Source organism: Bailinhaonella thermotolerans, from assembly GCF_003594875.1.
GTDB lineage: Bacteria > Actinomycetota > Actinomycetes > Streptosporangiales > Streptosporangiaceae > Bailinhaonella > Bailinhaonella thermotolerans.
The window spans coordinates 64,466-84,740 of record NZ_QZEY01000014.1; the positions used below are offsets into that span (position 1 = coordinate 64,466).

Genomic DNA, 20,275 nt, shown 5'->3' on the forward strand with positions numbered 1-20,275 from the left:
GGCCGCCGTTTCGCCGAGAGCGTTTACGCGCCGCCGATTTCGCTGCCGGAATGCGTGCTGATCATCTCTTCGGACGGTATCAGGTCGATTGGGGGATCACCAGATCCCGGCCCGCGGGGAGCGGCGGCCGGGCGCGGGACGGAGCGTGGACGGCGGGGGCGGCCCCGCGACAGCGCGGGGCCGCCCGGGGGCGGACATGCGCGGCCGCCCGCCTGTGGTCAGCAGCTCCCGCAGGTGCCCCGGCGGAAGACGGAGCAGCCGTAGGTGCAGCACATGATGGTGACGGTCCTTCCCCGGACCTCGCCGCACGGCTCGCACCTGGTCTTGTAGTAGCAGGGGTCCATCTGCTGGGCGCCGGCGGTGCTCTTGGGCACGACGATGGACAACAGGCGGTCGGCGAGGTGTCCCAGGGATTTCCTCATCTGTCCTCCTCCGGTGGTCCGCGACCGGGGCTTTCCCGGTGGCGGGCGGCGAGGGCCCAGGGTAGGCCGGGGTAATACATCGGCGGCATATTCCGTGCACACGGGAAAGCGCCGGCCGAGTTTCGCGGGGGCACGAGGAGAAATCATTCGGCGTTCCCTTCGCGAGGGTCGCCGCGGTTCCTTCCGGGGCGGGTGGAAATGGCGTTCCGGCCTTCGCGAGGCCGCCTTTCCGCCGGGTCGCCGGGGCGGGCCGGGTGCCCGATGGGGTGGGTTCGGGGACTCTGGTGGGGAACGGGGGGAGATGTTACGTTTCGGAGCGGCAAGATCTTGGAGGTGTCACGCGGCCGCCTTGCCGGCCACGAGCTGCGGAGTGGGGGAACTCGCCGTGCAGTACCTCGAACCGGCGATCCGGTGCCTGCTGGGGGTCGTGTTCCTCGTCTCGTCGGTGAGCAAGGTCAGGAACCGGGCGTCGTTCGAGGCGTTCGTGGCGTCCACGCGGCGGTTGCAGCCCTGGGGGGCGGCGCTGTCCCGGCAGGTGGCGGTGCTCGTGGTGGCGGCGGAGGCGGCGATCTGCGCGCTGCTCGCGGTGGGCGGGCGGCCGGCGGTCACGGCGGGCCTGGTGCTGGCGGCGGGCCTGCTGCTGGCGTTCACCGGCGGCATCGCCCTGGCGCTGCACCGGAAGGTGGACACCTCGTGCCGCTGCTTCGGCCGTTCGGAGACGCCGCTCGGCCCCCAGCACATCGTGCGCAACCTGCTGCTGACGGCGTTCGCCGCGGTGGGCGTGGCGGCGGCGGGCGCGACCGGACCCGTGGAGGCCGGGGGAGCCGTGGTCGCCGTGTGCGCGGGCCTGGTCGTGGGCGGCCTGGTCACCGTGATGGACGACATCGTGCAGCTCTTCCGTCCGATCCCGGTCCAGCAGGCGCGGCGGCCGCGCTAGCCGTACCGGTCAGGGGATGGCGACGCGGGCGCCCTCCTCGTCCTTCATGTCGTAGAGGGAGGCGCCGCCGTACAGGCGCATGGCGGTGGGGCGGGTGCCGGGGGGCAGCAGGTACCACAGGTCGAACTCGGCGCGCATGTCGGAGCCGAGGGTGAAGGACTCGGGCTGGCGCCTGATGTTCATCGCGTCGTAGTCGGGGGTGACGACGCGGCCGCCGGCGAGGAGTTCCTGGCGGCCGGTGCGGAACAGCACCGAGGAGCGGCCGTTGTTGGCGACGGAGACGCGGACGCGGGTGTAGACGCCCTTGGGGGTGAACTCGGCGTGGCTGCCGGAGATCGAGGTGATGCCGGAGGCGATGCCGATCAGGGTGAACTCGGTCTCGCCGTCCCTGACCGGGGGGAGCTTGAGTGGCGTCTCGTCCGAGCGCACGGGGCGGGCGGGCAGTTCGTAGGTCGGGCGCGCGGCGGGGGAGGGGGCGGCGGCGGGGGGCGTCCCCGTGCAGGCCGTGAGGGCGGTCGCGGCGAGGGCGAGGGCCGGGAGTGCGCGCGCGGTGGGGGGCACGCGACGAAGATATCCCTTTGCCCGGCCCGGGCGGAATGATCCAGACTGAGCGTGGCCGAGTCGTTCCCGGGGCCCGGCCAGGCCGCCTGCCGAGGTGTACGGCGTGGCCGCCGAGGTGTACGGCGGGGGCGCGGGCGGGAGCCGTGCGCCGGAGGGGGCCGGGCGTTCGCGGGGGCGGGAGGGTCCGAAACGAACGGACCCGGGGCCGGCCTTTGGTGCCGTACAAGACTTCCCCGGTCTTGTGCGTTGTCTACTCGGCTGCCCCGGGCACGTGCGTGGAGTCAACGGTAGCGACCCGAGGGGGGTGGGCGCAAAGAGACGGGTGGCACAAACCGGGGAATGTGTTGACTCCGTTATTTATGCGGCGCTCGCGGGGGGACGGTCCCGGAGCATGCAGGTGAGGCGGGCGGTGCAGACGCGACGGTCCTGCTCGTCGGTGATGACGATCTCGTAGGTGGCCAGGGTGTTGCCGGCGTGGGCCTTGGTGGCGACGCCGGTCACGTGCCCGGAGGTCGCGGACCGGTGGTGGGTGGCGTTGATCTCGATGCCCACGGCGACGCGATCGGGGCCCGCGTGCAGGGCCGCGGCGGTGGAGCCGAGGGTCTCGGCGAGCACGCAGGACGCGCCGCCGTGGAGCAGGCCGTAGGGCTGGGTGTTCCCGGCGACGGGCATGCGCCCGACGACGCGGTCGGGGCTCGCCTCCACGAACTCGATGCCCATCCGCGCGGCCAGGTGCTCGCCGTCCGCGAACCCGTGGAGGGCCATCAGGTCCGAAAGGCTCTTGCCGTCCAAGGTGCTCAAATCTCCGCCCTTCCTCAACAGCGCGTTTCTGTCGTAGGCAGAGCCTAGGATCGACCCGTGGTGAAGATGGACGTGACCCCTGCCCAAGCCTCCCGTGAGCGGCTGCTCCTCCTCGACGGGCACTCGCTCGCCTACCGCGCCTACTACGCGCTGAAGGAGTCGAACCTCCGCACGACCACGGGCCAGTTGACCACCGCGGTCTACGGGTTCACGTCGATGCTCATCAACGTGCTGCGCGACGAGCAGCCGACCCACGTGGCGGTGGCGTTCGACCGGTCGGAGCCGACGTTCCGGCACGAGACCTACACCGAGTACAAGGCGAACCGCAGCGAGACGCCCGACGACTTCCGCAGCCAGATGCCGCTGATCTTCGAGGTGCTCGACACGCTCGGGATCACGAAGCTGTCGCTGCCCGGGTTCGAGGCCGACGACATCATCGCCACGCTGGCCACGCGGGCCGAGGCCGAGGGCATGGAGGTCCTGATCGTCACGGGCGACCGCGACGCGCTCCAGCTCGTCACCGAGAACGTCACCGTGCTGATGAACCGCGTCGGCATCAGCAACATGACCCGTTTCACCCCCGAGGCGGTCCAGGAGAAGTACGGCCTGACGCCCGCGCAGTACCCCGACTTCGCGGCGCTGCGCGGCGACCCCAGTGACAACCTGCCGAACATCCCGGGCGTGGGCGAGAAGACCGCGACCAAGTGGATCCAGGAGTTCGGCTCGCTGTCGGCCCTGGTGGACCGGGTGGACGAGGTCAAGGGCAAGGCGGGCGAGCGCCTGCGGGAGCACCTCGGCAACGTGGTGCGCAACCGCGAGCTGACCCAGCTCCTGCGCGACGTGCCCTGCGGCGCCGACCCGCACGAGCTGCGCATGAAGCCGTGGGACCGGCCCAAGATCGAGACGCTGTTCGACACGCTGGAGTTCCGCGGCCTGCGCGAGCGGCTCTACGAGGCGGTCTCCGCCGAGGAGCCGGAGGCCGAGGACGGCTTCGAGGTCGAGCTGACCGTGCTCGGGCCGGGCGAGGCCGGGTCCTGGCTGGCCGAGCACGCGGCGGGCGCCGGCCGGCTGGGCGTGGCCTTCCGCGGCGCGTGGGGGAGCGGCACGGGCAACCTCGACGGGATCGCCCTGTCCACGGCCGAGGGCCGGGCCGCGTTCCTCGACCCGACCGCGCTGACCCCCGAGGACGAGGCGGCGCTGGGCGGCTGGCTGGCCGACCCGGCGCGGGCCAAGGCCGTCCACGACTCCAAGGGGCCGCTGCTCGCGCTGTGGGCGCGCGGGCTGGACCTGCACGGCGTGACCTGCGACACGGCGCTGGCGGCCTACCTCATGGAGCCCGACCGGCCGAAGTACCCCCTGGACACGCTGTCGCTGACCTACCTCCGGCGCGGGCTGCGCACCGACGCGGCCGAGAACGGCCAGCTCACGCTGGACGGGTCCGGCGAGGAGGAGGCGGCCAGGGAACTGGCGCTGCAGGCGCGGGCGGTCGTCGAGCTGGCCGGGGTGCTGGAGGAGCGGCTGGACGAGCGCGGAGAGACCGGGCTGCTGCGCGAGGTGGAGCTGCCGCTGGTGCGGGTGCTGGCCGAGATGGAGCGCACCGGGATCGCGGCCGACCACGACTACTTCGCCGGGCTGGAGGCGCAGTTCGCGGCGGCGGTGAAGCAGGCCACCGAGGAGGCGCACCGCACGGTCGGCGAGCAGTTCAACCTGGGCTCGCCCAAGCAGCTCCAGGAGATTCTGTTCAACCGGCTCGGGCTGCCCAAGACCCGCAAGATCAAGAGTGGCTACACCACCGACGCCGACGCGCTGGCCTGGCTGGCCGGGCAGACCGAGCACGAGCTGCCGACGATCCTGCTGCGCCACCGCGACCAGGCCAAGCTGCGCACCACCGTCGAGGGGCTGATCAAGGAGATCTCCGACGACGGCCGCATCCACACCACGTTCAACCAGATCGTGGCCGCGACCGGGCGCCTGTCCTCGGAGAAGCCCAACCTCCAGAACATCCCGATCCGCACGGCCGAGGGCCGCCGCATCCGGCAGGGCTTCGTCGTCGGCGAGGGCTACGAGACGCTGCTCACGGCCGACTACAGCCAGATCGAGCTGCGCATCATGGCCCACCTGTCCGGAGACGAGTCGCTGATCGAGTCGTTCGCCTCCGGCCACGACTTCCATCAGACGATCGCCGCGCGCGTGTTCGACCTGCCGCCCGAGCAGATCGACGGGGAGCTGCGCAGCCGCATCAAGGCGATGAACTACGGCCTGGCGTACGGCCTGTCGGAGTTCGGCCTGTCGCAGCAGCTCGGCATCTCCCCCGGTGAGGCGCGCGGCCTCATGGAGGAGTACTTCCAGGAGTTCGGCGAGGTCAAGAACTACCTGGAGGGCGTGGTCGCCCAGGCCACCCGCGACGGCTACACCGAGACCATGCTCGGCCGCCGCCGCTACCTGCCCGACCTGACCAGCGACAACCGGCAGCGCCGCCAGATGGCCGAGCGCATGGCTCTCAACGCCCCCATCCAGGGCTCGGCCGCCGACATCATCAAGGTCGCCATGCTCGACGTGGCCACGGCCATGGCCGGGGCGGGGCTGCGCTCGCGCATGCTCCTCCAGGTCCACGACGAGCTCGTCTTCGAGGTCGCCCCCGGTGAGCTGGACGCCCTGCGCGACCTCGTCGTCGACCGCATGAGCCAGGCCTACACCCTGCGCGTCCCCCTGGAGGTCTCCGTCGGCGTGGGCCGCACCTGGGAGGACGCGGGCCACTAGCCCGCGCCCCCATCGGCGTACGGCCCGCGCCCGGCCTCGCCGGCCGGGCCGGGATCTCGTGACGCCGCGCCGATCCCGCCCGTGGTCCGGGCGCGCCCGGACCACGGGATCGCGCATCGCGGATTCACGGGGTCGCGGGATCACGGATCGGGATCACGTGGGGGCCGGGGCGGGTCAGGAGGGCTGGATCCCGACGGCCTTCCAGGCGTCCGCGACCACGGCGGCCTCGGGGCTGCCGAAGCGGTGGCGGGCGGCGGTGACGGTGCGCCGGGCGAGGACGGCGAAGTCGGGGCGCGGGGGCAGCGCGGGGCGCGTGATCGCGTCGTACCAGATCAGGCCGGCCTTCTCCCAGGCGTGCCCGCCGAAGGCGATCGCCGCGCGGTAGAAGGCGTGGTTGGGGATGCCGCAGTTGACGTGGACGCCGCCGTTGTCCTCGGAGGTGCGGACGTAGTCCCGCATGTGCGCGGGCTGGGCGTCCCGGCCGACGAGGCCGCCGCCGTACGCCGTGCCGGGGGCGCGCATCGAGCGCAGGGCGGGCTGGCCGATCAGCAGGCCCTCGCCGAGCAGCCAGGACGCCTCCTCGGCGGTGTCGCCGCGGTGGTACTGGAGGGTGAGGACGCCGAACACGTCGCACAGCGACTCCAGCACCGACCCGCTCTGCCCCTCGAACTCCAGCTCCAGCTCGGGGAATCCGTGGCACAGCTCGTGCGCGATCACCTCGACGCGCGCGCTGAACCGGCCGAACACCCGGCCGTCGCCGTCGCCCACGACGACCCGCCGCCCGTCCCAGTAGGCGTTGAGGAACTCCGTCGAGTAGTGCACGACCGCCTCGAGAGGCCGTCCCGCCCCGTCCAGCGAGTCGCGGCCCAGCACCTCCCGCAGGAACCGGTCGGTCGCGGCCAGCGCGTCGTAGGTCTCGTCCACCGTCACGTCCCCCGTCGGCGGCTCGCCCGTCGCGCGGGCCGGCCGGGCCGCGTCCAGGTCGTCGCGGCCCCCGGCGTCGAAGACCCGCACCCGCCCGGCGGGGACCGGGGGGAAGGGGACGGCGGGCCCGGCCGGGGCGGGCGTCACCGGGAAGGCCCCGGTGGAGGACGCCGGGCGGCCGGCCCGGTCCGGGGCCTCCCGGGACGGGCGTGCCTCCCCCTGCCCCGCCGGGTGCCCGGGAGCGGCGCCGGGCCGGGGGACCGGCAGCTCGATGGTGACGTCGTCGGGGTGGCCGCCCCGGAGCCCGGGCGCGCGGGCGCCGTGACCCGGCGCGGGCCCCGGCGGCGCGGGCCCCGGCGGCGCGGGCCCCGGCGGCGCGGGCCCCGGCGGCGCGGGCCCCGGCGGCGCGGGCGAGGACGGCGAGGCGGGCGAGGACGGCGAGGCGGGCGCTTCGCCGCGGGACGGCGGGCCCGGCAGGGAGCGGGTGTGGCGGAGGGCCGCGCGGGCGGACATCGACACGGCGAGGGATCCGTGGTCGATGATGCTGACGAGCAGGTCGGGCGGGACGGCCCCGGTCAGCGCGACGGGGGGCGGGACGGGCCCGGCCGGGGGAGGGGCCGCGAGGCGGCGGATCTCGGCGTCCAGCCGCGCGTCGGGGATGTCGGCCACCCGGGCCACGACGCGCAGGGCCTCCACGACCTCGGCCACCGACCGTTCCAGGAGCGTGTCGCGCACGGCGGCGTCGAGGGGGTCCCCGGAGGCCAGGAACTGGATCGCGTCCAGGGCGGCGTATCCGCGGTGGGCGGCGTCGAACGCCCTGGGCCGGGACTTGCGGGCCAGGGCCTCCGCGTGGGCGTCCCAGGAGGAGCGGGACAGCGTCACGACCGGCCAGGAGGCGGTGGCGCGGAAGTAGGCGACGGCGGCGGCGTTGCGGGTCAGCTCCGCGAAGACCAGGCGGGCCGAGGTGCGGGCGGCGGTGCGGGTGCGCCAGACGGCCCCGGCGGCGGTGACGAGGGCGCCGCCGGCGAGCGCGATGAGAGCGATGATGAGGTCGCTCGCATCGATGTCGGGCATGTCGTCATCGTGATCGATGGTGGCGGTTCTCGCCAGCGATGTGGGCTGCAATACCCTGGTCCGCTGATATATCGGCAAGTCCGCGCGCCGGCGACCCCCTGCCGGCGGCCCCATATCGGCAACCCCCCGGGAGCGGTGTGCACGACAGGATCCGGATACTCGGCCTCGCGAACGTGATCGTCATGGTCGTCGCCTTCGCGGTGCTCGTCGCCCAGCTCCCCGCGCGGAGGGGGGAGGCCGTCAGCGCCCCGCCGCGGCCGGCGCCGGGCAAGGCCGTACCGGGTGGGACGCCGGTCCCCGCGCCGAGGCCCGCGCCGCCCGACCCCGCGTCGGTCAAGGCGAACGAGCTGGGGATGATGCCGATCCTGATGTACCACCGCATCCTCGCCAAGCGGCAGGCCGAGCTGGACCGCACGCCGGAGCAGCTCCGCCGGGAGCTGGTACGGCTGGCGCGCGAGGGCTACGTGCCGGTGACGGCGGCCGAGTTCGCCGCGGGGCGGATGGACATCCCGGCGGGCAGGCACCCGGTGGCGCTGACGTTCGACGACGGCCACCCCAGCCACTTCCGCTTCGGCCCCGACGGGCAGCCGGCCCCGGGGACGGCGGCGCGGGTGATCCTGGACGTGGCGCGGGAGTACCCGGGGTTCCGCCCGGTGGCGACGTTCTGGGTGAACCGCGAGCCGTTCGGGCTGACCGACCCGGCCGAGCAGGCGCGGGCCGTGCAGTGGCTGACGCGGCACGGGTTCGAGGTGGCCAACCACACGTGGTCGCACCCGGCGCTGAACACGCTCCCGCGCAAGAAGGTCGTGGAGCAGATCGACCGGACGCAGCGTATGATCGAGGACTTGGGCGGCGGCAAGCCGACGACCCTCGCCCTGCCGTACGGCATCATGCCCAAAAGGCGTGAGTGGGCGCGGCGGGACTTCGCCGGGGTGTTCCTGGCGGGGGCCTCGCCCTCGGTGTCGCCGTTCCACAGGGACTACTCGCCGCTGGGGATCCAGCGGATACAGTCGAACGGGAAGAAGGGGGACTGCCGCCTCTACTGCTCTCAGGCGTGGCTCGACTGGCTGCGGGCGCACCCCGAGAAGCGTTACACCTCAGACGGGAATCCGGAGAAGATCTCCTTCCCCAGAGGGTTGTTGCGATATCTTGACCGAGAGCGGAAGAACCTGGCGAACCCCTACGACATGCCAGGTAGGTCGCCCACAATGGGGCAAAGTCCGGGTGCTCCGAGCACGTCGCCCGGCGTTTCCGGCTCTCCTTCCGATTGACCCACCCTGTCTGGTCTCATATCCTGATCGCTGCGCTGTGGGCTCGCGCGCGCCTCGGACGGAGCGGGCTCGCGCTCGCCGGTCGATCGATCCCAATCCTCGGCTGAACGATAGAGGGCCTGCCGCGCATCGTCCTTCATCACACCTGTCCGCGTTCGGAGCAATTCCACACATGACGAGCAGCACCGAGGCCACCTCGACAACCCCGCAGGTAGCGGTCAACGACATCGGTTCCGAGGAGGCCTTCCTCGCCGCGATCGACGAGACCATCAAGTACTTCAACGACGGCGACATCGTCGAAGGCACCGTCGTCAAGGTCGATCGAGACGAGGTCTTGCTCGACATCGGTTACAAGACCGAAGGTGTGATCCCCTCCCGCGAGCTCTCGATCAAGCACGACGTCGACCCCAACGAGGTCGTCGCCGTGGGCGACCACGTCGAGGCGCTCGTCCTCCAGAAGGAGGACAAGGAGGGCCGCCTGATCCTGTCCAAGAAGCGCGCCCAGTACGAGCGCGCCTGGGGCACGATCGAGAAGATCAAGGACGAGGACGGCATCGTCACCGGCACCGTCATCGAGGTCGTCAAGGGCGGCCTCATCCTCGACATCGGCCTGCGCGGCTTCCTGCCGGCGTCCCTCGTCGAGATGCGCCGGGTCCGCGACCTGCAGCCGTACGTCGGCCGTGAGCTCGAGGCCAAGATCATCGAGCTGGACAAGAACCGCAACAACGTGGTCCTGTCCCGCCGCGCCTGGCTCGAGCAGACGCAGTCCGAGGTTCGCCAGACGTTCCTCAACACCCTCCAGAAGGGCCAGGTCCGCAAGGGCGTCGTGTCCTCGATCGTCAACTTCGGCGCCTTCGTGGACCTCGGCGGCGTCGACGGTCTGGTCCACGTCTCCGAGCTGTCCTGGAAGCACATCGACCACCCCTCCGAGGTCGTCGAGGTCGGCCAGGAGGTCACGGTCGAGGTCCTGGACGTCGACATGGAGCGCGAGCGCGTCTCCCTGTCGCTCAAGGCGACCCAGGAAGACCCGTGGCAGCAGTTCGCCCGCACCCACCAGATCGGCCAGGTCGTGCCGGGCCGCGTCACCAAGCTGGTGCCGTTCGGCGCGTTCGTCCGGGTCGAGGAGGGCATCGAGGGCCTGGTGCACATCTCCGAGCTGGCCGAGCGCCACGTGGAGATCCCCGAGCAGGTCGTCCAGGTCGGCGACGAGATCTTCGTGAAGATCATCGACATCGACCTCGACCGCCGTCGCATCTCCCTCTCGCTCAAGCAGGCCAACGAGCCGGCGGGCGAGGCCGTGGAGTTCGACCCCACGCTGTACGGCATGGCGGCCGAGTACGACGAGCAGGGCAACTACAAGTACCCCGAGGGCTTCGACCCGGAGACGGGCGAGTGGCTCGAGGGCTTCGAGGCCCAGCGCGAGGAGTGGGAGCGGCAGTACGCCGAGGCCCAGGCCCGCTACGAGGCGCACCGCAAGCAGGTCGAGGAGGCCCGCAAGGCCGAGGCCGAGGCCGCGGCTCCGTCCTCCTACACCGGTGAGACCGGTGGCGGCCAGAGCGGCGGCGGCACCACCGGCGGCGCCCTCGCCTCCGACGAGGCCCTCGCCGCGCTGCGCGAGAAGCTCGCCGGCGGCCAGAGCTGACGCTCTGAGGTCGTAGACCGAGCCTGACGTAAAGGGGCCCCGCGTCGATTGACGCGGGGCCCCTTTCGCGTGGGAGGGTGAGCCCCATGCCGAACCCGCACCCCGCCCCGCCCCAGCAGCCCGGCGCGCCCGGGACGTCCGCGCCCGCCGTACGGCCGGAGCCCGCCGGGGCCACGACCGGAGCGGGCGCGCCGGCCGTACCGCGACAGGCGCCCGCCGGGGAGCGGGGGAGCGGAGCACCCGCCGGGATACGGATCGCCCGGGCGGTGGCGGCGGACGCCGGGGAGGTGCTCACGGTGCAGCGCGCCGCCTACGTGACCGAGGCACAGCTCTACGGGGACCCGTTCATCGCGCCGCTGTGCGAGTCGCTGGAACAGGCGCGGGCCGCGATCGAGAAGGCCGTGGTGCTCACGGCGGTGGACGGCGGCCGGATCGTGGGGGCGGTGCGGGGGCAGCTCAACGACCGCACCTGCCTGGTCGGGCGGCTCGTCGTCGCGCCCGACGCGCAGGGGCGCGGGATCGGGACCGCGCTGATGAGGGCGCTGGAGGAGGCCGTGGGGGCCGACGCCTACGATCTGTTCACCGGGCACCTGAGCGAGGGGAACCTGCGGCTCTACCGGCGGCTCGGCTATCGCGAGACCCGGCGCGAGCGGGTCCACGAGCATCTGACCCTGGTCCATCTGCGGAAGACCCTGTGAGGAAGGCGGGCGCGTGCTGAAGGTCGGGCTGACCGGCGGTATCGGTTCGGGCAAGAGCGAGGTGTCGCGGCGGCTCTCGGAGGCCGGCGCGATCGTCATCGACGCGGACAAGATCGCCCGCGAGGTGGTGGAGCCGGGCACGCCCGGCCTGGCCCGGGTCGTCGAGGAGTTCGGCGAGGAGGTGCTGCGCCCCGACGGCGGCCTCGACCGCGAGAGGCTGGGCTCGATCGTCTTCGCCGACCGCGACCGGCTGGCCGCCCTCAACGCGATCGTCCACCCCCTGGTCGGGGAGCGCGTCGCAGAGCTCCAGGAGGCCGCGCCGCCGGACTCCGTCCTCGTCTACGACGTCCCGCTGCTGGTCGAGAACGGCCTGGCCGCGATGTACGACGTGGTGGTGGTCGTGGACGCGAGCGAGCCGACCCGCCTCGACCGGCTGGTCCGCCTGCGCGGCATGACCGAGGCCGACGCCAAGGCCCGCATCGCCGCCCAGGCCGACCGCGAGACCCGCCTGGCGGCCGCCGACGTCGTCATCGACAACGACGGCCCCCTGGAGGACCTGGACCGTCAGGTCGCCGCCCTCTGGCGGGACCTGCGCGGCCGCACCGGGGCCTGACCCGGCCCCCGGCCGGTCGCCCCACGACCTGATCCCCGCGCCTCCTCCAGCCGCCCCGCGCCTCCCCAGGCGCCCAGCGCCTCCCCCGGGCGGATGCCCCGTGCCGTACGGCCTCGCGAGCGCGGCGGCCCCGCCCCGCGCCGGGCCGTACGGCGGACGCGCCGGAAAGCGCCGGGAGCTGGGCGGATTCGCAAAGAGTTGGACGGACAGGCGGGTGGGACCGCGAGATCTGGCCTACGCTTCTCTCCGACATTGCTCGGACGCGCTCGGTGAGCGTGGTGCGGAAGGCGGGGGTCGCGGCTCATGGGCAGTCGGCGGCGTGTGATTTCGGTCGCCGTGTTTCTCATGGCGGTGTCGGCAGTGTGGATCATGGCGTTGGAGGCGCCGCGGGTGGCCGAGTTGTGGGGCCCGCGCGAGGCCGCCGTGAGACCGCCGGCGGCCGCGCGCCCGATGCCGCCCGCGTTGCCGTACCCCACCACCGGGCCGGTCCGGGTGCCGCCGCGCGGGGACCGGTTCATGCAGATCGTGGCGGACGCGGGGGAACTGCGGCCGATGGCGCGGGACCTGAAGAACACGATCATGGACGGGCGCGACTCGCTGACCGTGGTGATCGGGCCGCGGGCGGGCGCGGCGGCGCGGCGGGCCCATCTGCGGCTCGCGGGGCCGCGCGCGGGCGGGTGGCGGCGGAGCGTGCACCGCACGGCCGCCGGGAGCTTCGTGTCGCACACCCTGAGCGGGCACCCGAACGTGCGAGTGGTGACGCTCGCGGCGCGGCGGCCCGCGGAGGCCGCGCCGGTCGTGGGCGTGCTGATGCGGCGGTTCCGGCCCACGGTCATCCGCACCGGCGGGGCGGGGCTGCCGCCCGCCGTCGGCCGGGCCGTCGCGCGGTACGGCGACGCGCGGCTCGTCGAGATCCCCTACCGCCGCCAGGCCCCCGCGCGCGAGCGCGCGTGGCCCGCGGGGCCGCTGCGGATCGGGCTGGGGAGCGACGGGCGGCTGCGGGCGTTCTCCGTCCAGAACGGGCGGCTGCTGACCTGGCTGGAGCGCCCGGACGGCACGTGGGCGGGGCCGAAGGCCGTGGGACCCGTGCTGGAGCGCCTGGCGCCGGAGATCTCGGCCGAGCCGCTGCCCGGCGGCCGCTGGGCGGTGACCGGGCGGCTGCGGGACTCGGGCGACGTCGTGGTGGCGCGCACCGGTGAGGCCAAGGCGGCGGGGACCTCCGTGCCCGAGACGATCGCGAGGCTGCGCGACCCCGACGCGGTCAGGAAGCTGGGCGAGGACGTCACCCTCCCGTCGCTGCCCCCGTGGCCGGCCGACCCGCTCCGGCCTCCGGCGGCCGCGCCTGCGGAGCCGGGCTCGGGCACGCCGGGCGGGCACGAGAGCGCGCCTGACGGCGAGCCCGCCCCCATCCTGGTCCCGGGTGTCCCCGAACCGGGGGACGGCCTGGTGGACCACCTCCTGCGGCCCGGCGGCCCCCCTGCCCACCCCCAGAGCCCGGGTACGGCGGGCGGCGGCGCGAGCGGCGGCTCCCGGCCCGGCGGGGCGGACGGCCACGGCGGCGGGGCGGGCGGCGGCGCTCCCGGCAGCGGCTTCCCCGGGATCGGCGGCGCCTCGGGCAAGGGCGGCGCCTCGGGCAAGGGCGGCGCCTCGGGCAAGGGCGGCGCCTCGGGCAACGGCGGCGCTTCCGGAAAGGGCGGCACCTCGGGCGAGAGCGGCGCCCCAGGGAACGGCGGCGTCCCGGGGAGCGGCGGCGTCCCGGTACCGGGCTGGGCCGACCCCGGCTCGGCCTGGGACGGCGAGGGGATCGCGGGGAACCCGGGGATCGGCGGCCCCGGCATCGGCGGCGGGCCCGGCGGCGGCCTCGTCGAGGGCCCGGTGCCGGACGGCATCGGCGCGGACGCGGCCCGGCGAGAGCGAGAGCGTGAGCGCGAGCGAGGGCGAGGGCGGGAGACGGACCGCGGGCGTGGGAGCGAGCGGGAGCGCGGGCGCGGCCCGGTGCCGATGGCCGGGACCGGGGACACGCGGTGGTGGCGCCTCGGGACCCCCGGGCGCCGGTGGGCGCGCGGAGCCGAGGCGCCGGTGGTCACGCGTGAGGGCGACCGCCTGCACGTCGTCCTGCGCGACGCCCGGGGCCGCGCGGCCGTGCACCGGCTGGACGGCGAGGGCTGGGCCCTCCGCCGGTCGGCCGGGCCCCTCCCGGCGGCGCGTCCGTCCGTCGCCGGCCTGATCAGGTGCGGCCTGACGCGGCGCGCGGGCGTGCGCTGCGCCGTACGTCGCGCCGGGGACGGCACGTGGGCGCGCGCCCGCCTCGGCCGGTCGGCGGCGCTCCCGCCCCAGGTGGCCGCGGACTCCGCGGGCCGGGCGGTGGTCGCCCTGATAGGCCGCCACGGCCGCCTGTTCGTCAACCGCCAGCTCGCCCCCGGCGCCACCGCCTTCACCGGCTGGCGCCAGGCCGGCTCCTGACCCGCCCCGCCCACCCCGCCCCCCTCGCCCACCCCGCGCCCCCGCCGCCGAAGCGCCGCGGCGGGGGCGCCGCACGTCGCGTGGCGGGCCGTACGCCCAGGTCAGGGGCGTCCGCCGCCTCCGGGATAACATGACGCCGAGCGGGGAGTGGGGAATTGTCGGGGGTGGGGCGTAGGTTAGCTAGACGTGAGACCTGTGACCGACCTCCAGCGCAAGGTGGCCCCCTTCGAGGTGGTCACCGAAATGACGCCGTCCGGCGACCAGCCCGCGGCGATCGCCGAGCTAGAGAAGCGCGTGCGGCGCGGCGACAAGGACAACGTGCTGCTCGGCGCGACCGGCACGGGCAAGACCGCGACCGTGGCGTGGCTGATCGAGCGCCTCCAGCGCCCGGCGCTGATCATGCAGCCCAACAAGACGCTGGCCGCGCAGTTCGCCAACGAGCTGCGCGAGATGCTCCCCAACAACGCGGTCGAGTACTTCGTCTCCTACTACGACTACTACCAGCCCGAGGCCTACGTCCCGCAGACGGACACGTACATCGAGAAGGACTCCTCGATCAACGACGAGGTCGAGCGGCTGCGTCACTCCGCGACGAACTCCCTGCTCACGCGGCGCGACACCGTCGTGGTCGCGTCGGTGTCGTGCATCTACGGCCTGGGCACCCCGCAGGAATACGTCGACCGCATGGTGCGGCTGAAGGTAGGCGACGAGGTCGACCGCGACCAGCTCCTGCGCAAGCTCGTCGAGATGCAGTACGCCCGCAACGACCTGTCGTTCACGCGCGGCACGTTCCGGGTGCGCGGCGACACGATCGAGATCATCCCGCAGTACGAAGAGCTCGCCGTGCGCATCGAGATGTTCGGCGACGAGATCGAGAAGCTGGCCACGCTGCACCCGCTGACCGGCGAGGTCATCACCGAGGACGAGGAGCTGTACATCTTCCCGGCCTCCCACTACGTCGCCGGCCCCGAGCGCATGGAGCGCGCGATCAACGGGATCGAGGCGGAGCTGTCCGCGCGGCTGGAGGAGCTGGAGCGGCAGGGCAAGCTGCTGGAGGCGCAGCGGCTGCGCATGCGCACGACCTACGACATCGAGATGATGCGCCAGGTCGGCTCCTGCTCCGGCATCGAGAACTACTCCCGTCACATCGACGGCCGCGAGCCCGGCAGCGCGCCCAACACCCTCCTCGACTACTTCCCCGAGGACTTCCTGCTGGTCCTGGACGAGTCGCACGTCACCGTGCCGCAGATCGGCGCGATGTACGAAGGCGACGCGTCCCGCAAGCGCATGCTCGTGGACCACGGGTTCCGGCTGCCGAGCGCGATGGACAACCGCCCGCTGAAGTGGGAGGAGTTCCTGGAGCGCATCGGGCAGACCGTCTACCTGTCCGCGACGCCGGGGCCCTACGAGCTGGGCCGCAGCGGCGGCGACGTGGTCGAGCAGGTCATCCGCCCGACCGGCCTGGTGGACCCCGAGGTCATCGTCAAGCCCACCAAGGGCCAGATCGACGACCTGGTCCACGAGATCCGTGTGCGGGCCGAGCGCGACGAGCGCGTCCTGGTGACCACGCTGACCAAGAAGATGTCGGAGGACCTCACCGACTACCTCCTGGAGCTGGGCATCCGCGTGCGCTACCTGCACAGCGAGGTGGACACGCTGCGCCGCATCGAGCTGCTGCGCGAGCTGCGCGCCGGCGAGTTCGACGTGCTGGTCGGCATCAACCTGCTGCGCGAGGGCCTGGACCTGCCCGAGGTGTCGCTGGTCAGCATCCTCGACGCCGACAAGGAGGGGTTCCTCCGCAGCGAGACCTCGCTGATCCAGACGATCGGCCGCGCGGCGCGCAACGTCTCCGGCCAGGTCCACATGTACGCCGACAAGATCACCCCGTCGATGCAGCGCGCCATCGACGAGACCGCGCGCCGCCGGGCCAAGCAGATCGCCTACAACGAGGAGCACGGCATCGACCCGACGCCGCTCCGCAAGCGGATCGCCGACATCCTCGACACCCTGGCCAGGGAGGACGCCGACACCGAGAAGCTCATCGGCGGGGCGGGGCGGCAGCAGAGCCGCGGCAAGGCGCCGGTCCCCGGCCTGTCCAGCAAGACCGCGGGCCGCCACGCGACCGAGATCGCCGGCGCGATGCCGCGCGGCCAGCTCGAGGCCCTGATCGACTCCCTCACCGAGCAGATGCACCAGGCCGCCGCCGACCTGCAGTTCGAGCTGGCGGCGCGCCTGCGCGACGAGATGAAGGAGCTCAAGCGCGAGCTCCGCGACATGAAGGAGGCCGGCGTCGTCTGACGGCGCCCCGTCCCGGTGCCGGCCGCCCCGTCCCGGTGCCGCCGCCTCGTCCCGGTGCCGGCCGCCCCGTCCCGGTGACGCGGCCCTGGCACGGGCGGCGGCCCCCTCACCGTGAGGTCGCCTCGTCGCGCGACCCGGTCCCCTCACGCGCGTACGGCGGCCGCCCCGCCGGGCGGCCGCCGTACACGGCGCGGGTCTAGCCGGTAACGAGCGTGGGCGGGCCCCAGCCGGACTTGACCGGCAGCGGCGGCATGTAGGCCGGGCCGGGCAGCAGCGACGGGCCGCCGGTCGTCGTGACCGCGCCGGCGGGGGCCGTTCCCGCGCCCGGCGACGTCGTGACGGTCTCCTGCGACGCCTTGCCCGCGCCCTGCGGCGCAGTGTCCCCGGCGGCGGGCGAGGACCCCCTGCCCGGTTCGGCGGCGGGCGCCCCCGCGGGCGACGTCGGGTCCGCGCCGTCGTCCTTCGCCGTCTCGCCGGGGGCGGAGGCGGACTCCTCCTGCGGGTCGCAGCGGACCGCCGGGCCCACCCACGCGCCGTCGATGTCGAAGTTGCCGGTGAACTGGACGGTCTTCCCCGGCGCGACACAGCGGTATCCCGAGCCGTCGGCGGCGCGGAGCCGGGTCGCGAACTGGGTGTGGTTGACGACCTTGCGCAGGGTCATCCGCACGGTGATGACCGCCGAGCGGTTCCCGTTGACGCAGATCGTCCGCCTGTTGCTGGAGAGGCAGGCGCTGTTCCTGGGCACCCCGTCGATGTGGGTCACCGGGGTGTTGATCAGGCCCCGCCCCAGGTCCTTCAGGCTCGTCCACGGCGAGTCGCGGCGTGGATCCGCCCAGGCGGCCGGCGCCCCCGCGAGCGCCAGGACGGTCCCGCCGGCCAGGACCGCGCCGACGAAAGTCGATGTTCTGGGCACTTTCCCTCACTTCGCAATGTTGCTGGTCACGGCCTCGGCGACACGGTAGAACGCGCACGGCGGCGGAATCGCGGCGCGCTTCCGGACATGACCGAATCCGGCCCGATTCGAGGGGGCCGGATGAGGCGGGCGACCTCAGCCGGCTCGGCCGGCCTGCCGGGCGCGCCGCCGCCGGACCCGGCGCACGGCCGGCCAGCCCAGCGCGGCCAGGGCGATCACGGCGACGATTACCAGGATCGGGGCGAAGACGGCGACGAGGCTGAGGCCCAGGGACCCGGCGTCCTCGGCGGTGCTGACGACCGGCGCGCCGACCCCGGCGGTGGTGGCGTTGACGACCGGGCGCGTGGACGCCTTGGCCAGGTGGACGAGCAGGGCGATCACGATGCCGGCCAGCCAGCTCGCCCAGGGGTTGTCGCGCATCCAGGCGGAGGCGTCGGCCTCGGCGGCGGCCGCCGTGGCGGTGAAGACGGCACCGCCCGAGGCGGGGCGGATCGCGGTCTGCACGATGTCGTTGACGTGATCGACCACCGGCACCTTGTCGAGCACGACCTCGGCGAGGAGCAGCACGGCGATGATCGCGAGGACCCAGCCGTTCGTCATCCAGGCGAACTCGTCCGGCGGGCGCACGGCGTCGGTGAAGCGGCCGAGCAGCCCCACCACCAGCAGCGGGATATAGGCGTTGAGCCCGGCCGCCGTCGAGAGCCCGAGGCCGGTCAGCGTGGCGAGCATGCCTCCAGCATGCCCCTTGTGCCCGGCTCGATCCCGGAAGGCCGGGAGCGGTCCCGGCGCGGGGTCAGTCCCGGCCCAGCCCGGCCAGGCGGTCCACGGCCTCGCCGTACCGCTCCATCATCTCGTAGACGACCTGGCGGGCGGGCTTGACGGAGTTCATCATGCCGACGACCTGCCCGACGAAGTAGTTGGCCAGGTCCCGGGCGCCCTCGCCCCCGGCCTCGGCCGCGGGCCCGATCCGGGCCATCGCCCCCTCGGCGACCAGCAGTTGCAGCGGCATCGGCAGCGAGCCGGGGCTGTCGGCGGACTCGTCCCACTCGCGCGTCCAGGCGGAGCGGAGCTGGCGGGCGGGCTTGCCGGTGCGCGAGCGCGAGCGCACGGTGTCGGAGGAGGAGGCCGCCAGCATCTTCGCCTTGACCGAGGGGAGCGTCTCGGCCTCCTCGGTGGTCAGCCACACCGACCCGCACCACACGCCCTGGGCGCCGAGCGCGAGCGCCGCCGCGACCTGCCGCCCGTCCGCGATCCCGCCCGCGGCCAGCACGGGCACGTCCCCGACCGCGTCCACCACCTGCGGCACCAGCACCATCGTGGAGATCTCCCCGGTGTGCCCGCCGGCCTCGGTGCCCTGCGCGACGATGACGTCGGCCCCGGCGGCCACCTGCCGCCGCGCGTGCTCGACGGTCCCGACCAGCGCCGCGACCGGCACCCCCGCCGCGCGCGCCCGCTCGACCATCTCCGGGGGCGGCGGGCCCAGCGCGCTCGCGATCAGCCCGATCGGGTGCTGCAGCGCCACGTCGATCAGCGCGGTCGCCCCCGCCGCGGTCACCCGCCGCGCGGCGTCGTCCGCCTGCCGCGACAGCCCGGCCCCCAGCTCGCCGCCGCGGACGCCGTACCTCTCCAGGAGCCGCCCCACGAACTCCAGGTGCTCGTCCGGGATGAGCCGCAGCACGTCGTTCCCCGACACGCCCTCGGCGATCTTCCCGGGCACGAGCACGTCCACGCCGTACGGCCGGCCGCCCACCCGCTCGTCGATCCACCGCAGCTCGGTCTCCAGCTCCTCCGCCGAGTAGGCGATGGCCCCGAGCACCCCCATCCCGCCGGCGTTCGTCACCGCCGCGACGACGTCCCGGCAGTGGCTGAACGCGAAGACCGGGACCTCGATCCCCAGCCGCTCACAGATCTCCGTCCGCATGCGAGGACGGTAATCCCTAGAACCATGTTCGGTCCAGATCCCGCCACCGCCCCGCGGCCCCGGGCCCCGCCCCCCGCGGCGTCCCGGCGGACGTACGGCGGGCGCGCCCCGGGACGCGAGCCGTACGGCACGGCGCGGCGGGAGCCGTACGGCGCGGGCACGGCGCGGCGGAAGCGCGGGGCCGCGGGGCCGCGGGCGCGGCCGAGGGCGTGCGGGGGCGCGAGCCGTACGGCGCGGACGGCCCGGGAGGGGAGGCGGGTCAGTTGGCGGAGCGGATGTCCAGGACGGGCGCGGGGCGGGTGGCGGGGTTGTGCCAGCCCTCGGCCTCGTCGTAGCGGCGCACGACCTTGGCGGGGACGCCGGCGAGGACGCAGTGGTCGGGGAACTCGCCGCGGACCACCGCGCCCCCGGCGACCACCGTGTTACGGCCCAGGCGGGTGCCGGGCAGGATGATCGAGCCCGTCCCGAGCCAGGAGCCGGAGCCGATCTCGACCGGGGAGTTGCGGGGCCACTGCCGGCCGATGGGCTGGGCGGGGTCCTCGTAGCCGTGGTTCTGGTCGGTGATGTAGACGTACGGGCCGGTGAAGACGTCGTCGCCGATGTCGATGGACTGGTGGCCCACGATGTGGGTGCCCCGGCCGATGGAGCAGCCGCGCCCGATGCGGACGATGGAGTCCGGGCCGAGGTCGACGCCGGGGGACATCCCGGCCGAGATGGAGACGCGCTCGCCCACGAGGGTGCCCTCGCCGATCTCGATCCACTGCTCCCCGAACACGGCGCCGAGGGGGAAGGCCAGGCACGCGCCCTCGCCGAGGCGGCGGAAGCGGTAGCCGGCCGGGGAGAGGGGGGTGACGGCGGCCGCGGATTTCAGATAGCCGTAGCCGCGGTGCACCAGGTCGCCCATCACCCGGCGCATGGCCTGTCTGAGTGACATGGACGAAAGGTACAGGTTCTCCGGGTACGCGAGGGGATTCGGG

General features: G+C 74.0%; 16 protein-coding genes. 8 read left to right on the top strand and 8 right to left on the bottom strand.

All coding sequences use genetic code 11. The features are described from left to right. Nucleotides 1-218 precede the first annotated feature (218 nt). On the bottom strand, nucleotides 219-422 hold the full coding sequence (locus D5H75_RS28480) for a hypothetical protein (RefSeq protein ID WP_119929648.1): 204 nt from the start codon (nucleotides 420-422) through the stop codon (nucleotides 219-221). Between the two features lie 370 nt (nucleotides 423-792). Between D5H75_RS28480 and D5H75_RS28485 the strand changes: the two genes are divergently transcribed. Then, nucleotides 793-1,359, top strand: coding sequence for a MauE/DoxX family redox-associated membrane protein (locus D5H75_RS28485; RefSeq protein ID WP_202638584.1), 567 nt, complete (start codon nucleotides 793-795; stop codon nucleotides 1,357-1,359). Nucleotides 1,360-1,368: 9 nt separating this feature from the next. Here the strand turns inward: D5H75_RS28485 and D5H75_RS28490 are convergent, their stop codons facing one another. Together D5H75_RS28490 and D5H75_RS28495 are read right to left on the bottom strand one after the other, a co-directional pair. Further along, nucleotides 1,369-1,920 carry a hypothetical protein gene (locus D5H75_RS28490; protein WP_119929649.1) on the bottom strand — a complete coding sequence of 184 codons (552 nt, stop codon included), beginning with the start codon at nucleotides 1,918-1,920 and terminating at the stop codon, nucleotides 1,369-1,371. A 357-nt stretch (nucleotides 1,921-2,277) separates the two neighbouring features. Beyond that, nucleotides 2,278-2,685: a PaaI family thioesterase gene (locus tag D5H75_RS28495; protein ID WP_119929769.1), complete on the bottom strand. Its 408-nt coding sequence runs from the start codon at nucleotides 2,683-2,685 to the stop codon at nucleotides 2,278-2,280. A gap of 102 nt (nucleotides 2,686-2,787) precedes the next feature. Here D5H75_RS28495 and polA point away from each other — a divergent pair, with 102 nt between their 5' ends. Continuing rightward, the gene (gene polA, locus D5H75_RS28500; protein WP_119929768.1) at nucleotides 2,788-5,481 is read left to right on the top strand and encodes a DNA polymerase I; all 2,694 of its coding nucleotides are present in this window, start codon (nucleotides 2,788-2,790) and stop codon (nucleotides 5,479-5,481) included. 174 nt (nucleotides 5,482-5,655) lie between these two features. Here polA and D5H75_RS28505 read toward each other — a convergent pair whose 3' ends face one another. Further along, nucleotides 5,656-7,479, bottom strand: coding sequence for a M4 family metallopeptidase (locus D5H75_RS28505; RefSeq protein ID WP_119929650.1), 1,824 nt, complete (start codon nucleotides 7,477-7,479; stop codon nucleotides 5,656-5,658). 137 nt (nucleotides 7,480-7,616) lie between these two features. On the opposite strand from D5H75_RS28505, the gene D5H75_RS28510 reads away from it, so the two are divergent. The 6 genes from D5H75_RS28510 to uvrB all read left to right on the top strand — a co-directional run bounded on the left by D5H75_RS28510 (nucleotide 7,617) and on the right by uvrB (nucleotide 16,464). Then, on the top strand, nucleotides 7,617-8,750 hold the full coding sequence (locus D5H75_RS28510) for a polysaccharide deacetylase family protein (protein ID WP_242454574.1): 1,134 nt from the start codon (nucleotides 7,617-7,619) through the stop codon (nucleotides 8,748-8,750). Nucleotides 8,751-8,922: 172 nt separating this feature from the next. Next, the gene (rpsA, locus tag D5H75_RS28515) at nucleotides 8,923-10,392 is read left to right on the top strand and encodes a 30S ribosomal protein S1 (protein WP_119929651.1); all 1,470 of its coding nucleotides are present in this window, start codon (nucleotides 8,923-8,925) and stop codon (nucleotides 10,390-10,392) included. Between the two features lie 248 nt (nucleotides 10,393-10,640). Further along, the gene (locus D5H75_RS28520) at nucleotides 10,641-11,090 is read left to right on the top strand and encodes a GNAT family N-acetyltransferase (RefSeq protein WP_119929771.1); all 450 of its coding nucleotides are present in this window, start codon (nucleotides 10,641-10,643) and stop codon (nucleotides 11,088-11,090) included. Nucleotides 11,091-11,103: 13 nt separating this feature from the next. Next, nucleotides 11,104-11,703, top strand: a complete 600-nt coding sequence (gene coaE / locus D5H75_RS28525; RefSeq protein WP_119929652.1) for a dephospho-CoA kinase — start codon at nucleotides 11,104-11,106, stop codon at nucleotides 11,701-11,703. A 390-nt stretch (nucleotides 11,704-12,093) separates the two neighbouring features. After that, entirely contained in the window at nucleotides 12,094-14,166 is a 2,073-nt protein-coding gene (locus D5H75_RS44305) for a hypothetical protein (RefSeq protein WP_202638587.1), read from the top strand. Between the two features lie 186 nt (nucleotides 14,167-14,352). Further along, complete coding sequence (gene uvrB / locus D5H75_RS28535) at nucleotides 14,353-16,464, top strand: excinuclease ABC subunit UvrB (RefSeq protein ID WP_119929653.1); 2,112 nt, start codon at nucleotides 14,353-14,355, stop codon at nucleotides 16,462-16,464. Nucleotides 16,465-16,660: 196 nt separating this feature from the next. On the opposite strand, the gene D5H75_RS40960 is transcribed toward uvrB, so the two are convergent. From D5H75_RS40960 to D5H75_RS28560, 4 genes are all read right to left on the bottom strand, one after another. After that, nucleotides 16,661-17,377, bottom strand: a complete 717-nt coding sequence (locus D5H75_RS40960; RefSeq protein WP_147425298.1) for a hypothetical protein — start codon at nucleotides 17,375-17,377, stop codon at nucleotides 16,661-16,663. A gap of 135 nt (nucleotides 17,378-17,512) precedes the next feature. Then, the gene (locus tag D5H75_RS28550) at nucleotides 17,513-18,106 is read right to left on the bottom strand and encodes a DUF4126 domain-containing protein (protein WP_119929656.1); all 594 of its coding nucleotides are present in this window, start codon (nucleotides 18,104-18,106) and stop codon (nucleotides 17,513-17,515) included. A gap of 64 nt (nucleotides 18,107-18,170) precedes the next feature. Next, entirely contained in the window at nucleotides 18,171-19,298 is a 1,128-nt protein-coding gene (locus tag D5H75_RS28555) for a nitronate monooxygenase (RefSeq protein WP_119929657.1), read from the bottom strand. Between the two features lie 259 nt (nucleotides 19,299-19,557). Then, nucleotides 19,558-20,232 carry an acyltransferase gene (locus D5H75_RS28560; RefSeq protein WP_119929658.1) on the bottom strand — a complete coding sequence of 225 codons (675 nt, stop codon included), beginning with the start codon at nucleotides 20,230-20,232 and terminating at the stop codon, nucleotides 19,558-19,560. Nucleotides 20,233-20,275 lie beyond the last annotated feature (43 nt).

Excerpts from the sequence above, each read along its gene's own strand:
- D5H75_RS28480 (WP_119929648.1), bottom strand. The coding sequence starts at position 422 with ATGAGGAAATCCCTGGGACACCTCGCCGACCGCCTGTTGTCCATCGTC.
- D5H75_RS28495 (WP_119929769.1), bottom strand. The coding sequence starts at position 2,685 with ATGGCCCTCCACGGGTTCGCGGACGGCGAGCACCTGGCCGCGCGGATG.
- polA (WP_119929768.1), top strand. The coding sequence starts at position 2,788 with ATGGACGTGACCCCTGCCCAAGCCTCCCGTGAGCGGCTGCTCCTCCTC.
- D5H75_RS28505 (WP_119929650.1), bottom strand. The coding sequence starts at position 7,479 with ATGCCCGACATCGATGCGAGCGACCTCATCATCGCTCTCATCGCGCTC.
- rpsA (WP_119929651.1), top strand. The coding sequence starts at position 8,923 with ATGACGAGCAGCACCGAGGCCACCTCGACAACCCCGCAGGTAGCGGTC.
- D5H75_RS28550 (WP_119929656.1), bottom strand. The coding sequence starts at position 18,106 with ATGCTCGCCACGCTGACCGGCCTCGGGCTCTCGACGGCGGCCGGGCTC.
- D5H75_RS28555 (WP_119929657.1), bottom strand. The coding sequence starts at position 19,298 with ATGCGGACGGAGATCTGTGAGCGGCTGGGGATCGAGGTCCCGGTCTTC.
- D5H75_RS28560 (WP_119929658.1), bottom strand. The coding sequence starts at position 20,232 with ATGTCACTCAGACAGGCCATGCGCCGGGTGATGGGCGACCTGGTGCAC.